The 12,806-nt window shown below is 58.2% G+C and carries 10 protein-coding genes; 2 read left to right on the top strand and 8 right to left on the bottom strand.

Annotation, left to right across the window (positions count from 1 at the left end; all coding sequences use genetic code 11):
- Nucleotides 1-327: 327 nt before the first annotated feature.
- Together KU306_RS18125 and KU306_RS18130 are read right to left on the bottom strand one after the other, a co-directional pair.
- Nucleotides 328-1,191: a universal stress protein gene (locus KU306_RS18125; protein WP_258303844.1), complete on the bottom strand. Its 864-nt coding sequence runs from the start codon at nucleotides 1,189-1,191 to the stop codon at nucleotides 328-330.
- A gap of 241 nt (nucleotides 1,192-1,432) precedes the next feature.
- Nucleotides 1,433-2,206: a ferritin-like domain-containing protein gene (locus KU306_RS18130; RefSeq protein ID WP_258303845.1), complete on the bottom strand. Its 774-nt coding sequence runs from the start codon at nucleotides 2,204-2,206 to the stop codon at nucleotides 1,433-1,435.
- 363 nt (nucleotides 2,207-2,569) lie between these two features.
- Between KU306_RS18130 and KU306_RS18135 the strand changes: the two genes are divergently transcribed.
- Nucleotides 2,570-3,769 (top strand): tryptophan--tRNA ligase, encoded by a 1,200-nt coding sequence (locus tag KU306_RS18135; protein ID WP_258303846.1) that lies wholly within the window; start codon nucleotides 2,570-2,572, stop codon nucleotides 3,767-3,769.
- A gap of 399 nt (nucleotides 3,770-4,168) precedes the next feature.
- Here the strand turns inward: KU306_RS18135 and KU306_RS18140 are convergent, their stop codons facing one another.
- The 4 genes from KU306_RS18140 to msrA all read right to left on the bottom strand — a co-directional run bounded on the left by KU306_RS18140 (nucleotide 4,169) and on the right by msrA (nucleotide 9,216).
- Entirely contained in the window at nucleotides 4,169-5,419 is a 1,251-nt protein-coding gene (locus tag KU306_RS18140; protein ID WP_258303862.1) for an orc1/cdc6 family replication initiation protein, read from the bottom strand.
- Between the two features lie 963 nt (nucleotides 5,420-6,382).
- Nucleotides 6,383-6,925 carry a DUF7970 domain-containing protein gene (locus KU306_RS18145; protein WP_258303847.1) on the bottom strand — a complete coding sequence of 181 codons (543 nt, stop codon included), beginning with the start codon at nucleotides 6,923-6,925 and terminating at the stop codon, nucleotides 6,383-6,385.
- Nucleotides 6,918-7,742, bottom strand: coding sequence for a ParA family protein (locus KU306_RS18150; RefSeq protein WP_258303848.1), 825 nt, complete (start codon nucleotides 7,740-7,742; stop codon nucleotides 6,918-6,920). The genes KU306_RS18145 and KU306_RS18150 overlap by 8 nt, the downstream gene beginning before the upstream one ends.
- 934 nt (nucleotides 7,743-8,676) lie before the next feature.
- Complete coding sequence (msrA, locus tag KU306_RS18155; RefSeq protein WP_258303849.1) at nucleotides 8,677-9,216, bottom strand: peptide-methionine (S)-S-oxide reductase MsrA; 540 nt, start codon at nucleotides 9,214-9,216, stop codon at nucleotides 8,677-8,679.
- Between the two features lie 226 nt (nucleotides 9,217-9,442).
- Between msrA and KU306_RS18160 the strand changes: the two genes are divergently transcribed.
- Nucleotides 9,443-9,847 (top strand): CBS domain-containing protein, encoded by a 405-nt coding sequence (locus KU306_RS18160; protein ID WP_049907670.1) that lies wholly within the window; start codon nucleotides 9,443-9,445, stop codon nucleotides 9,845-9,847.
- Between the two features lie 92 nt (nucleotides 9,848-9,939).
- Here KU306_RS18160 and KU306_RS18165 read toward each other — a convergent pair whose 3' ends face one another.
- Nucleotides 9,940-11,127: an ABC transporter permease gene (locus KU306_RS18165; protein WP_258303850.1), complete on the bottom strand. Its 1,188-nt coding sequence runs from the start codon at nucleotides 11,125-11,127 to the stop codon at nucleotides 9,940-9,942.
- A complete protein-coding gene (locus tag KU306_RS18170; protein ID WP_258303851.1) occupies nucleotides 11,124-12,806 on the bottom strand; it encodes a COG1361 family protein in 1,683 nt (560 codons plus the stop codon). The genes KU306_RS18165 and KU306_RS18170 overlap by 4 nt, the downstream gene beginning before the upstream one ends.

The following is a 12,806-nucleotide window of genomic DNA, read 5'->3' on the forward strand; positions in this document are numbered from 1 at the left end:
GCGATTAATCACACCGTGATAAACCACATGACGCGATAAAATTCCAAATTATCTCTACGAGTACGACGAGAAACGACGGAGACACCGCTGCTACACACGAATCCGAACACTACCACTACTACACCGCAAATCCACTTACACACCGACCGTGGCCTGAACACCGGGCCGGCGAAGGTTACGGTACGTGCCAGGCCATCAATCAGAACCGACGTCGTCGAGCGACAGATTCGAGACAGAAGACACACTGCAAGAGGAAGAAGCCCCGCGACAGATACTGGAATAAACGGTTGGGCGAGTGCTCGAAGTGAGCGACGAGACAGGCTCACCTCAGTCGGGTTTCGAGACGACCAAGACCGGAACCTCTGAACGCCGAACCACGCGTTCGGTGACACTCCCCAGGAAGTAGCGGTCCAGACCGGTTCGGCCGTGAGTGCCCATCACCACGAGGCCGACGTCGTTCTCCTCGGCGTATTTGACGATGGCTCGATACGGCGACCCACTCATCACGGAGGCTTCGACCGCGGGCACGTCTGCCTCAGTGGCGAGGTCGATAACGTCGTTCAGCGCCCGCTCGCCTGCCTTCTCCAGTGCATCGAGGACGGAAGTAGGGTCGGCGCTGCCTGGTAACGCCCCGATGTCGACGACGTGAAGGATGTCGAGTCCAGCGCCGGTCGCGGTCGCTAGGTCGACCGCGTGGTCTGCAGCGGCGAGTGCGTGGGCGCTCCCGTCGGTCGGGACCAGTATCGACTCGAACTCGGGGTCGAACGTGATATCCTCGTGGACGGTGACGACCGGCACCGACGACGCCCGAACCGTCTGTTCCGCGACGCTTCCGAGGACGTACCGACCGAGTCCCGTCCGGCCGGTCGTCCCCATGACGATGCAGTCAACGTCGTGGGTGGCGGCGTATGCGAGGATGGTCTCCGGTATCGAGTCGTCGTGTTCGAGGACGTCACCCGTAGCTTCGAGACCCGCGCCAGTCGCCCTCTCGACGACCTCGTCCACGACTTCGTTTCCCCACTGGGTGGTATCTTCAGGACTCTCGGTGCCGTCAGGCAGGTGTTCATTGGGGTCGAGGACGTGAACGACAGACAACTCGGCGTCGAACCGGCGAGCGAGGGCGAGTGCTGCCTCGGCACCCGCCGCTGCCGCATCACTGCCGTCTATTGGAACGAGAATTCGGTCGTACATCGGCTCTCACACGTCAGTAAACTCTCTCCAGACGTGTCAAACGGGGCGTCTATTCCCGGTTCGTGGGAACGATTCACAGACAGGAACAGATGTCAGATAGCAGTCCGGGAACCGACCCCAGTTCGTCGGCAACACTGCCTACTGGACCTCGTGTTGTCTGTCGCCGCGATGGCGATTGGTGACACTATCCGGCACGGTAGTTGTGATTTAGCAGGGAAAAAAGGGGAGAGACGGGAGCGGGTCACTCGACGATGAACTGACCAGCGATTTCCAGAATTTCGTCCATCGACTTCGCCTCGTCGAAGGCAGCGGGGAACGGGTCGTCGCCGTTGAGGAGGTTGAGGTACGAGGCGTGGCGGGCTTCGACGGTGGCGACAGTTGCACCAGCCGTCTGCAGGTCGGGACTCTCGATGAGGTCGAGTGCGCCGGTGTAGGCCATCACGCCGGTGTTTTCGAGTGCCTGTGCGGTGGCGAAGAACTTCGTCGGGTCGTCTTGGACCATCGTTCCGAAGTCGTACTCTGCGGGGGAGACAGGCTCGCCACCTAACGTCGTGATGACGGTTTCGAGCACGTCAACGTGCGTTGCTTCGTGCTCGCCGACGTGCGTGAGGTGGTCGTAAGCGGTGGTCCGCACTTCGTCGCCGAACCCCGACAGCACGTCGCTGTTTTCGATGGTCTCTCGGCTGAAGAATCCGCCGAGAGATTCGAGGCTCTGTTTGTAGAACTGGTCTTCGAGGTGTTCGAGTGTGAGCGCGTAGTTCAAGACGTCGACGTCCGTACCGGGGACGTCCTGGTCACCGCTCGTCTTGTTCATTCCGTTGCCGTTTCCATTGGGTCCGTTGCCGTTGCCGTTTCCTTCGTGTTCGTCTGCCGCAGCCAGGCCCGAGAGTCCGACTGCTCCGAGGCCAGCTGCTGCAGTGCTGACGAGGAACGCCCGACGAGGGGTGGCTTGTTCACGGAGGGAGTCGAGTGTCCGGCCGAGCTCAGGGGCTGAGTCTGTTTTTTCGTCTTCCATAGGGTTCATGCGCCGAAGCGCGTCTAAACGTGGACGCGACACCGGGATTATGATTTTCCGAACTCTCTCCCAAATTCAACCAAAGTCAATCATTGTGAAATTATTGATGAAGTGAGCGTCGTTCGAGTAACAACGTAGAGTACAGTGTCGAAAGCACCTGAGCAGAACATATAAGAGACCCAACCATCTTGATGACAGTATGGTATCCACTTCCCGCGCCACGTGCTGGCGTTGGCGTTCAACTTGGGAAGTGGACAGTATCGCGGTCTAGAATCAGACGGGCTTCACCCGCCAGATTCGGCCGCGGTGCTCACTCCGTTTCTCGATTGTGCCGCTCTCAGAGTGACCACCAATCAGACATAGATGCCAGCAACAGACGACTTCACCGTAACCCCGTACGCCGTCGAAGGAGACATCGACTACGACCGACTGCTCGATGAGTTCGGAGCCGACCCCCTCACGGCCGACCAGAAAGCACAGTTTCCCAACCCCGTACACCAACTCGTCCGCCGCGGCGTCTTCTATGCGGAACGGGACGTCGACGACTTCCTCGATGCCGCAAACGAAGGTAAAACGCACTCTATCGTGACGGGTCGCGGCCCGTCGGGACCGATGCACATCGGCCACATCGTTCCGTTTTATTTCGCCAAGTATCTGCAAGCCCAGACGGGATGTCTCGTGTACATCCCGCTGTCCGACGACGAAAAGTACCTATTAAAGGACAAACCGCTCGGCGAGATTCACGAGTACACGCGAGAGAATCTATTGGATATTCTCGCGGTCGGGTTCGACCCCGAACGAACTCGAATCGTCGTCGACACGGCCGACGCCGACGTGGTGTATCCACTGGCGGCCGCCTTTGCGAAGGAAGTGACGCAATCGACCGTAAACGCGACGTACGGAGACCCCGAGAACATCGGACTCTCGTTCTATCCGGCTGTTCAGGCTGCCCACCTCCTCTTGCCGCAACTCGTCGAGGGACGACACCCAACACTCGTTCCGATTGCTGTAGACCAAGACCCTCACGTGCGAGTCTGTCGCGACATCGCAGCCAAACAACGATACGATGTCTCCAAACCCGGTGCCTTGCTCTCGAAGTTCCTTCCGGCCCTGGAAGGACCAGGGAAGATGAGTTCGTCGGGAGGTTCAGCGAGCATTCGCCTGTCTGACGACCGGGAGACGGTCTTCGAAAAGATTCGGACGCACGCGTATTCCGGTGGGCGACGCAGTGTGGAATCCCACCGAAAACACGGCGGAGACCCCGAGGTCGACGTCCCGTACCAGTTTCTGTATTACTTTTTCGAGGAGAGTGACGAACGCGTAGAGCGGTTGGCGCGAGAATATCGCGATGGGTCACTCCTGAGCGGAGAACTCAAAGAAATTGCCGCGACGAGTATTGCGGATTTCCTCGAAGCACATCAAAGCCGGCGCGAAGAACTCGGGCCGATAGCTGACGAACTCAAACAGTATCGCCTGAGCGAATCCGAACGGCAGACTGCACGACAGCAGGTCGGATACGCCAATACACGTCTGTTCGGAGAGAAAACCACACACGACTACTGAAGTCTATCTGTAACCCCCGGTGTAGGACACCACTCCGGCGTGGAACACCATCATACCGACGCAGAACAACACTATTCCGACGTGGAACACCACCGTGTCCGGAGCTCTTTGCCGAACCGGTGCCAGAACACTACCAACCCACACCACTGTGTCCGCTGTTCGAGTGACGAATCCTACGACTTACTGCGGACACGGTGGTGTCGCTCACCGGTTACTCCTCGCGAGCGACATAGAACAAGAAGAATCTGAGTTGACAGGGTGACTCTGACTTTCCAACTTCCGAGCAGGGAGTTCGAACACCACGTTGTCCGCAGTAATCGGGCGAATCTAGTCCTCAGTTGCAGTTTGCAGTTACAGTTTCTACTATCAGGTGTTACTCGAAGAGGAGTCCAACGAGACTTAGTTCCCGACGAAATCGTCGAGCGTGCTGGACGAGTTCTCGTTGAGGAATGGCTCGACCGTCTCGTGGACGCCGACGAGGTCGATGGTGTCGCGCATCGCCGAGACGATGAGCTCCACGTCCATATCCAGTGCGTACTCTCGGTACGTTCCACCGCGACGGCCTTCGTTGCGCTCGGTAACGGAAACGATACCGAGCATCGCGAGTTCGCTCAGGTGGTCGCGCATTCTGCGTGGGACGAGCGGGTCCCGGTTAGCGAGTTCGGCAAAGCGCGTATATCTCGGTCGAACATCGCGAGAGCGAATCGGGGTTTCACCCTCGAGGTCGAGTGTGAGAAGCGAGTACAGAACGAGATGACCGTGCTCGGTCAAGCCGTTGATTCCTTCTTTGATACGACCACGTTCGAGGTCTCTCCGACCGCGTTTGACGTGCTCTTCCGTGACAGAATCTGTCTCTTCGTCTCGGGCAAGGTCGCCTGCTTTCATCAACAGGTCGATAGACTGGCGAGCGTCACCAGCGTCTTTCGCCCCGTAGGCTGCACACAGTGGGATGACCTCGTCTGCGAGGACACCCTCTCGAAATGCGACAGTCGCCCGTTGTTCGAGGATGGCTCGGAGATTCTTCGCGTTGTACGCGGGGAAGTGAATCTCCTGTTCACACAGCGAACTCTTTACTTTCGGTGATAGGTCGTCTCTAAACGAGAAGTCGTTCGAGATACCGATGAGGCCGACCTTGGCGTTGTCCAAGTTTCCATTCGCGCGTGCGCGTGGGAGTTGGTAGAGGATACTATCGTCGTTGACGTGGTCGATTTCGTCGAGGACGACGGTGATTGTCCCGCCACACTCGTCGAGTTCCTGCCAGAGCATCTCGTACACCGAGCCGAGTGGGTACCCGGTCGTACTGATTTGGTTGGACTCCGAGCGGAACTCGTTGACGAGGCGGGTCGCGATTTGATAGGAACTCGTCAGCCCATCACAGTTCAAAAAGACGACTGTGAGGTCGATATCGTCGTACCGACTCGCATCTTCCCGAAGGTGAGCGAGGAGGTACTTCGTCGCTGCTGTCTTTCCGACGCCAGTCTTTCCGTACAAGAAAATGTTGTTCGGCTGCTCACCGTTGATGACTGGTTGCAGTGCTGCCTGGTAGGTTCGAAGTTCCTCGTCGCGCCCCACGAGTTCATCGGGCTGGTAGTCCTCGCGGAGGGCATCCCGGTCCCGATAGATTTCGGTGTCTCGTTCAAACAGGGGCATGAGAACACGGTTCGTCCACATCATTGATAAAACCACCGCGTCCGCAGTGTCCGCTGTTCTGAGAGTATATAAACAAACCGCGAACACACCCCCTCCACTTTGTCCGCTGTTCTCGTCTTCGAAGGGAGGAGGCCGCAAAAACATCGCTATTTGGTGGAGAAATCTTTATAATAGAGTAAGTTAAACCATACCTGTATGCCAATAATAACAACAATATTGATTGGTTGTTACTAGTAGACTGCGTGAAGTTGCTAGATTGTTTTGCCGATTTCGAGTGTGGTTGTGTTTAGATTGTTGTCAATTCTCCCCCAACTCGACTTGTTACCTGCAACAACTTCCGGCAGTTTGGACCGCCCCCTCACCTTCACACCGAGAACAGCGGACATAGTGGTGTGAGTGTTACATCGTCTCGGGGCGATACTCCTCGTGTCCAGGACTTCAGCTGACTTCCTCACAGTCAGAACAGCGGACACAGTGGTGTGAGTGTGGGGGTTCGCATTCACCGAGTTCCGAGTTGCACTCTCTCGAATTTTCGTTCACTGTTCGGTCGTCTCGTCTTTCTACGCTATCGATGACTCCGTGTAATCTATACCTCCAACGGCATACCGACCACAATTACAGCGGACTTGGTGGTGTTGCGAGTAGCCGAGACATACCCGGCAGTGTTCACTCACTACAGTCTGCTCGAAAATACATCGTTCTACAGACTTGAAACGGATTACTCCGGACATCGTGGTGTTCCTGCTTTCCGATTTGGCAGTTGGACGTCGATACCAACACCACTGTGTCCGCTGTTCTATCTACGCTGCTCTATCTCTTGCTTTATCTCTGCTGCTCTAGCTACGCTGCTCTATTCCTACTGTGCTATTCCTACTGTGCCATCCATCTCGTATCTCTCTCTCTGTGGTCGACAAAGAGAAACTCACACCAAACACACCGCGAACGACTTTTTTGATCTCCTGTTCAGTTGTCTCGGGTATCGAGAATGACGTCGACGATCTCCTCGGGATACTCGGCTGCCACACGAATGAGCGCGTCGTGGAACTCGCGTCCCGTCAGGTCGCGGACGTCGTGTTCCCGACGAAGAAGCGACTCGACTTCGAACTCGGCGTCGTCCATCACGTCTAGTGTCTCCTGACGGACGTAGACGCTCTTTGCGGTCGTCGCTTCGAATTCGAACGCTGGACCGTCGGGGTCGTCATCGTCACGTTGACTCGACTCAGTGGGCGGTTCGGTGTCTGAATCTGCGGATTGGTCTGCTCCGTCGTTGCTCTGATTCTCCTCGACGGCGTCTGTTTCAGGCGTCTCTGGCGAAGATTCTCCTTCCGGGCCCTCCGGCGTTTCTGTGGAGTCGTCTACCGTCTCGTCGACTGACTCTGCGTCTTGACTGGCAGTCTGGTCTGCTTTCTGTTCACCGTCGGTGTTGGCTTCGGCGTCAGCGTCAGCTTCGTCTTCTTCTCCGTCGATTGCTTCGCCGAGGCCGGCGAAACGGTTCTCTTTAGGCATCGGTCACTCCTCCACGCTCGACGATACCGGCCAGTTCGTCGAGTCTGCTCAGCATGTCGTTCGTCGGGTCGTACTCTCGAAGCGTCTTCCCGTCACGCCACGCCCGACTGAATGCGATTCGATGTCGAATTCCCGGCCCTTTCGACTCGGCGTCGTCGAATAGGCTCGACCGAGCGAACTGCGGGATGTACTTATCGAACGGCGAGTCTTCCAGGTTCTGGATGATTCGACGCTCTTCGTTGTTTCCGGTGAGGTCGTTCGGGACGATTGCGAGGATATCGAGGTCGACCTCTCGGCGAATCGGGCCGATTTGTTGTTCGAACATTCGCTCGAACCCACTCACGCTGGGTTCGCTCATGAGAAGCGGAACCACGACGTTCCCGGAACCGATGAGGGCAGCGTCGGAGAGCGGACCGAGACTCGGTGGTGAGTCGATGACGATGTAGTCGTATTCGTCGTCCAGCAGTGGGTCGATGATTCGCCGCCGGACCCACAGCACACCGAACGTCGAGTTCCGAACCCGGTCTTCGATATCGTCGAGGTCGACGTGTGCTGGAAGGACGTCGAACACCTCCCGGTCGCGGATAACCTCCTGAACGTCCACCGGGTCGTCGTCGGTCAGCACGTCTCCGATGTTTGGGCTTGCCGACTCGTAGGCATCTTTCATGCCCACTCCCTCGGTCGCGTTCCCTTGCTGGTCGAGGTCGACCAGAAGGACGTCGTTGTCTCGCGCTGCGAGCGCGTCGGCTAGGTTGATCGCAATCGTCGTCTTGCCGACGCCACCTTTCTGCAGGGAGACACTCACTGCACGCGACATCTACTGTCCTCCCGTCTGTCGAGACTGTTTACAATTCATACGCACTGTACCATTTGCACCATTTGCACAAATTGTACAATTTGTAGAATGCGTGGACCTACTAGCTGATCCAAATTGGCCTTGGTTGGTGGATTGGATGCGCATGACGTCGTTCAAAATCTGGTTCTTCGCACTGGTACATAATCCTATCCACAACTTTTGAACTGTCGTAACAGTTGGCCATTCTCAAACATTTTAGAATTTCTAAAAATTGTATGATTTTCGAATTATCGGGCTGGATTGTCTCATACTTTGTTCTGACCGAGTGTTTTCGCGTGTCCGCTCCCAGATATCGAGTACTTGTGTTTGGAAATAACCTATTCAGACGCAATGTCAGCGCTTCTGTCCTATGCTCTCCGCACCGACCCAACTGTGTGTAGTTGAGGTGATTAAAAATTGTACAAATTCTACACGCTGTTGATTCTCTGCAATTGGTGCGCTGTGAATACGGTGTGGAAACTCTGGAAAGCGTACGACGTGTGAAATCCGTTCGATACTGGTGCAATACGCTGGATTACTGCGGACATTGTGGTGTTGGTTGCGGGCACTGAGTACGACCTTCTCTGCTCAGCAATCCGTAACCACTGTCCGCCACGCCGTCTTGACTGTGTACAAATTCTAAAATTTGTGCACTTCGTAGAAATTCGAAGCTATCTACACTGCTCGGGACTCTCTCGCTGTCTCGAATCTGCTGACTGTCTGTACTGTGCACACTGCTCTAGATGTCTACGATGTTCGAGCATTTGACTGCCCTCCCCGCCAGGATGTGAGCACATCTTACAGTGTGCCCAGTGTCCAAAAATTTCACACATTCCAGACTGTGTTCACCGCGTCGATGGTGCAGCCCTGGCAACCGAGAGTTCCGCGAGGACGAGATGTCGCCGACGACTAGTCGTCAGTTAGCGAGTTTATCGGCGAACTTCTCGCGGACTTTCTTCACCTTAGGGGCGACGTTCACCGCACAGTACGGTTGGTTCGGGTTCTTCTCGAAGTAATCTTGGTGATACGCTTCTGCCTCGTAGAACGTATCGAGCGGTTCGATTTCGGTCACGATTGGGTCGTCGAATGCTTCTGCCGATTCGAGTTCGTCGACGAACTGCTCGGCCAGACGCTGCTGTTCGTCTGATTCGGTGTAGATAGCCGACCGGTACTGACTCCCCACGTCTGGTCCCTGCCTATCGACCGTCGTCGGGTCGTGGACGGTAAAGAACACTTCGAGGAGGTCCTCGTAGTCGAGGACAGCCGTCTCGAAGGTGACTCGAACGACTTCTGCGTGGCCGGTGGTCCCGTTACAGACCTCTTCGTAACTCGGGTTCGGAACGTCGCCGCCCGCGTACCCGGAGGTCACGTCTGTGATACCGTCGAGTTCTTTGAACGCCGCCTCGATGCACCAAAAGCACCCGCCGCCGAACGTCGCTGTCTCCGTGGTGGTCATACTCTTCCTTACGTCGCTGGTGAATTAAGCCCCGCGGCGGGGTGCGGCGAAAACGAGAAACGAGTGAGTGTCTCCGAAAGTCAGCGCCTTCGAACACGACCAATCGGATCCGCATCAACGACCAAACTGACGCCAAATCAACGACCAAACCGGACTCGGTCGGCACGATACCCGTCGTTTTCTCTGGGACACTAACATTTAACTCCTGGCTCTGTTAGCAATTATCATGGAAGATATATTCGTAGCTCGTCTCATGTCGTCGTCTCTTCACACGGTGACGACCGATACTCTCGTCGAAGATGCAGCACAGTTGATACTCGACAACAACATCAGTTCGGTTCTCGTCGTCGACGAGGACAACCAACTCGACGGAATCTTGACCACTACTGACTTCGTGCGCATCGTCGCGAAGAGTCAGCCAAAGGCACAGACGACCGTCCAGAAGTACATGACGACCGACGTCATCACTGCGAACGCACAGGACAGTATCATCGACGTCGCCGAGCAGATGACTGAACACGGATTCCACCACATGCCGGTCGTCGACGAGGACGAGGGTGTCATCGGAATCATCGCCACCTCCGACCTCACGGCGTACCTCTCGCGTGCAGACCAGCCGACGGTCGCGTAACGCGTCTACTACCCACCGGTAGCGTGACGCGACCATACCGGTCCAACGGTCGCGGAACGCCATCACCAATTGCGCTCATTCTTCGCTTCATCTCACTTCACGCGGAGTGCTTCGACCGGCCGCTGATTCGCCGCTCGCCACGCAGGATAGAGGCCGCTCGCCAAACTGACGGTGACGCCGAACGCGACGGCGAAGACGAGATACCCGGCAGTACGGAGGTTTGCGACGACAGGGAGCGTGACTTCCGGGACGACCACGTACAGTCCGAGCGCGACGAGGCCGCTGATTGCCGCGCCGCCGACACCACCGACGACCCCGAGGAGGCCTGCCTCGACGAGAATCGTTCGCAGGACGTCGATTCGCTGGACGCCAACTGCGCGGAGGACGCCGATTTCGCCGCGTCGTTCTGAGACGCTCATCAGCATCACGTTCAGAATGCTGACGCCCGCGACGACCAACGAGACGGCCCCGATTGCGACGAGAAACGCGTTCAAGAGGCCGAAGAACTGGTCGATTCTATCGACGATTTGAGAGAGTTCGAGAATCGTCACGCGCTCGCCGCGAGTGTTGAGCGCGTCTCGAATCGAATCCGCTGCCGCAGCGGCTTCGCTCCCCGAGTCGGCCCGGACGATGACCTGCGTGAACGATTCGTCTGCGAAGGCGCTCCGCGGAATCAACACCGCCCCGTCCGGTTGCAAGAGATTCACCCCGTCAGACTCCGCCAGTACAGCGACCACGCGGTACTCTCGGCCTTCGATAGTCACAGTCCGTCCGACGTCGACACCGAGGCTCGATGCGACGTCGCTACCGACGATTGCGCCCCGGCGGTGACGCTCGGGCAACTCACCACTGTATGCGGAAAACAGATCTCCCGGTCGCTCGACGGCATACAGCGCCGCAAACGTCTGCGACTCACCACGTTGGACCAGCGCCCCGCCGGTGACGATTGGAATGACGGTCGCGTCGTCGACTGCCCGAGAGATTAACGCGACGTCTCTATCCGTCAGTCGGTCCACGCCGGCGTCGGCGTTCGGCGAGACGATAACTTGGTCGCCCAATCCACCGAGAGCGTCGGTCGCAGTAAGCTGCACGACGCTTCCGAGGATACCGAGCGTCGCAATGGCGAAGACGCCGATGACGATGCCGAGTGTTGCGAGCGTAGACCGAAGCGGGTTGCGGGCGAGGCTCGTTCGGGCGAGATACACCGACGCCACGAACTGCGCTGTTATATCCGACGCAGCCTCCGACTGCTTCGCTGACTTCGGTTCCCGGTCGTTCATCGCGTCTCCCGACGGATTCGGAGGGCGGTCGCCACTGGGAGGGCGAGCAACACCACGAAGACGACGAGACCGACACCGTTCGTCGCTGGGCCGAGACGAGAGACAGCAGCGTGCTGTTCAGACCTGGAGACTGTCCCGAGGTCCCCAGCATTCCCAAGGTCCCCAGCATTCCCAAGGTCCCCAGCATTCCCAAGATTGCCGACAGTAAACCCTCCATCTTGTTCGGCTTCAGGAAGCTCGACGACGTGGTCGCGGACGACTTCCACGCCGTCGACAGTGTAATGGGTTCTGACCGTTACGTCGGTCGCACCCTCAGACACCAGCCCGGTGAGTTCGAACGGTGCGAAGTCGCTTGGTGCGACCCGCCCGACGAAGTAGTCTCGTTGCGGGTACTGCGGGGCGACAGACTCCTCTTCGACGAGTTCGACGACGACGCCAGACGCTTCTCCGAGACCGCGGTTGACGACGTTCCCAACGATTCTGAGTTCGCCGTCTTCGGCAGTCACATCCAAATCGGTGACGGCGACGTCGGCGACTGCGGGCCGGTAGTCGAGGGTCGTCGTTGCGGTTCCGGACGCCACGCCAACGCGGTACGAAGCGGTCATCGAGAGCGGTCCAGCCGTCCGAATCCCGGAGAGGTCGACGGTGGCGGCAGCGGACGCTCCCGGTTCGATGGGGCCGGGAATCGAGAGCCGTGGCAGCGTCCCGTTCGACCACTCCGTCTCGACGACGACGTCCGAGACCGGCGCGCTGCCGAAGTTCGTGACGACGACTTCGAATCCGGCCACGTCCTCGGTGGTGCTTTCGTCTGCCCCGTCGGTCACGCCGCCACCGCCGCCGAACGCGACACCCGCTGCACCCCCGCCCAGAAGCGACGCGAGTGTCGAGGCGTCTGTGGTCGCACCGTCGTCTTCTCGAATCGGTCTGAGCGAAAGCTGCACGTCGTCAGCGAACTCGACGACCTGCACTTGCGTCTCGGTGACGAGTGACTTCTCAGTCCCGGACGCGGTCGTGTAGTTCACACGCAGCGCGAGCGGTAGGTCTCCCGGGGCTGCTGGAACGACAGTCAGATTCCGGACTTCGGTCGCCCCTTCCGGGAGCGTCGCAACAGACGCCGTTCCGACCAGCGCCTCGCCATCGAACGAATCGACGGAGACGACGATATTTCGGATGTCGGCGGTCGTCGGGTTCGAGAGCGACACCTGAATTCGGGTTTCGCTCTCGACGACAGCGTCACTCACGGCGACGTCGACCAGCGGGGGCGCGTCTTCGACGGCGATGGGAACCGGGCGCTCGACGCGAACTCTGTCTCCATCTTCGTCAGTCCCCAAGACGGTGAGCGAGAGCGTTCGCGCCCCCGCGGTCTCGAACGTCAGTGCCATCGGGACAGTCACCGAGTCGCCCGGCGAGAGGCTCCCGAGAGTCCGTGCACGAACGTCGAGGTCGTCGACGGGGTCGGAGAGTCGAACCTCGTCGATTCGTGCGGCGTCGGGACTGGCGACAGAGTTCGCGATAGAGACGCTGACGACCACTTGTTCGCCGACGACGGGCGTCTCCGGCGACACTGCGGCGTCGCTAACCGTGAGTCGGGCGTCTGGAACGGCCACCACCGTCCCGACGCTCGACGTGAGAAGTAGTACGACAGCGACGAGGGCGAGGACGTGGCCGCGGGGACTCAT

It is taken from the genome of Haloferax larsenii (assembly GCF_024730625.1).
Classification (GTDB): domain Archaea; phylum Halobacteriota; class Halobacteria; order Halobacteriales; family Haloferacaceae; genus Haloferax; species Haloferax larsenii.